Source organism: Alcanivorax sp. HI0083, from assembly GCF_001635175.1.
Map to the genome: position 1 here is coordinate 1 of NZ_LWFX01001306.1, position 2,231 is coordinate 2,231.

The window sequence follows — 2,231 nt, forward strand, 5'->3', positions numbered from 1 at the left end:
GGGTTTCGCTATTCACTATTCACTATTCACTGTTAACTATTAACTAAAGCTCGACGCCCTTCTGCGCCTTCACCCCCAAATCCTTGAACGCATGCTTCACCACTTTCATTTCCGTCACGGTGTCGGCCAGTTCGATCAGTTCCTTCGGTGCATAGCGGCCGGTAACCACCGCATGTTGCATGGCGGGGCGGTTTTGCAGGTCGTCCAGCACACGGTCCAGGTCGAGGTACTCGTAGCGCAACGCGATGTTCAGTTCGTCCAGCAGAATCAGGTCGTAGCTATCGTCCTTGAGCATCTTCGCGGCCATATCCCAGGCGGCACTGGCCGCAGCCACATCCCGCTCCCGGTCCTGGGTATCCCAGGTATAGCCTTCACCCATGACGTGATAATCCACGTTGGGCAGATCACGGAAAAAGGCCTCTTCCCCGGTACTGAACGCGCCCTTGATAAACTGCACCACGCCCACTTTCATGCCATGCCCCAACGCCCGGGCCACCATCCCGAAGCCAGAGCTGCTCTTGCCTTTTCCCGGTCCGGTCAGGACCAGCAGGATGCCCTGATCCTTGTCCGCATTGGCGATACGGTCACGCATGATTTCCTGTTTTTTGGCCATGCGCCAGGCATGGCGCTCCGGGGTTTTCGCATCGTCACGCATGGTCTTCTCCTGTGCGGGAAAGGGGATCCTGATCTGAAAAAATCGCTTCAGCGCGAAAGTGGCCGTTAAAGATATCCGCCACCACTTGCGGGGCCGACGGAAAATAACCGTGGAAGAAACTCGCCACCAGGCCCTGATCCTGATAGACCGGCTCGCCTTGCGTACCGGTTTGTTTCTGGCTGAAAACAGTGGGCGTTAACGGCGTCGACAAACAGCCATGGTGGAAGGTATGCCCGCGCAGCTCCCCCTGTGGAGTGGTCAGCGCCTGCATGCCCAGCCCCTGCAGTTTTTTCGTCAGCGCTGCCTCACCCTGCAACAGCCCGAAACCGGCATGGCGTTTTTCATCACCATCGATCAGGGTTGCCATGCAACTCATCAAGCCACCGCACTCCGCCAGAATCGGTTTGCCGGCCGCGTGGTGGTCGCGAATGGCGTCGCCCATGGCGATATTCATGGCCAAGGCTTCCCCGTGCAATTCCGGGTAACCGCCCGGCAGCCATAGCGCATCTACCTGGGGCAACGCGGCATCCTGCAATGGGGAAAAGAACGTCAGGGTTGCCCCCATCTGACGTAACGCATCCAGATTCGCCGGATAGATAAAGGCGAAGGCCGCATCACGGGCAATGCCGATACGGCATCCGTCCAACAGGGGCGGCAACGGCTCAGGCGCTGCTGCGGAAAAACGCACCGGCTGCGGCAACCGGTCCAGCCCTGCCTCCTGCAATACTGCCGCCGCCTCATCCAGACGCGCATCCAGATCCGCCAGCTCTCTGGCCTGCACCAATCCCAAATGACGCTCGGGCAAGGTCATGGCCGGATGCCGGGGCACCGAGCCCAGCAAGGTCACGTCCTCAGGCATACCTTCCTGCAACAAATCGCCATGACGTTGGCTGGCCACCCGGTTGGCAATCACCTCGTTGACCACCAGATCATCGCGATAATTGGCCAGCCCCAACGCAACGGCACCGAACGTTTGCGCCATGCCCCAGGCGTCGATCACCGGCAAGGCGGGGATACCCGCCAGCACCGCCAGATCCGCACTGGATGGCGTGCCGTCGAATAGCCCCATGGCGCCTTCCACCAGAATCAGATCGGCCTCTTGCGCAGCCTGCGCCAGGCGCCAGCGGCATTCATGCTCCCCGGTCATCCACGGTTGCAACTGGTACACCGGCGCGCCGCTGGCCTGCTCCAGAATCATCGGATCCAGATAGTCCGGGCCGAACTTGAACACGCGAACCCGGCGCCCCGCATTGCGGTGCAGCCTTGCCAGCGCGGCGGTAATCAGGGATTTACCCTGCCCGGAACCCGGTGCGCTAATCAGCGCCGCGGGCACCGTGGCATTTAATAAGGTTGCCATCGTAGGACTCATTTACGTTTAATTTTCCAGCTACGCTGGTTGCGCTAACCGGGGACAAACACCGGCGCACCATTGACTTGCGCCACCACCAGCTTCTGATCGTAAAGACGTTCCAGCGCCTCCGGCACCAGCATGGTGTGCGCCGGGCCGAAGCACAGCTCGCCGTCCGGATAGAGCAATAGCAGGTGATCACACCAGCGGGCGGCCAGGTTCAGATCG

Annotated in this window: 2 protein-coding genes and 1 pseudogene; all 3 read right to left on the reverse strand. The window is 60.4% G+C overall.

Annotation, left to right across the window (positions count from 1 at the left end; all coding sequences use genetic code 11):
• Window positions 1-43 precede the first annotated feature (43 nt).
• Window positions 44-655: a cob(I)yrinic acid a,c-diamide adenosyltransferase gene (cobO, locus tag A3754_RS19465; RefSeq protein WP_063521022.1), complete on the reverse strand. Its 612-nt coding sequence runs from the start codon at window positions 653-655 to the stop codon at window positions 44-46.
• Complete coding sequence (locus tag A3754_RS19470) at window positions 648-2,012, reverse strand: cobyrinate a,c-diamide synthase (RefSeq protein WP_082904810.1); 1,365 nt, start codon at window positions 2,010-2,012, stop codon at window positions 648-650. The genes cobO and A3754_RS19470 overlap by 8 nt, the downstream gene beginning before the upstream one ends.
• 44 nt (window positions 2,013-2,056) lie before the next feature.
• Window positions 2,057-2,231 (reverse strand): annotated as a pseudogene (locus A3754_RS19475) (ABC transporter ATP-binding protein); the annotation flags it as partial.

Bases quoted from the DNA above. Each gene is read 5' to 3' on its own strand.
- cobO (WP_063521022.1), bottom strand. From the start codon at position 655: ATGCGTGACGATGCGAAAACCCCGGAGCGCCATGCCTGGCGCATGGCC.
- A3754_RS19470 (WP_082904810.1), bottom strand. From the start codon at position 2,012: ATGGCAACCTTATTAAATGCCACGGTGCCCGCGGCGCTGATTAGCGCA.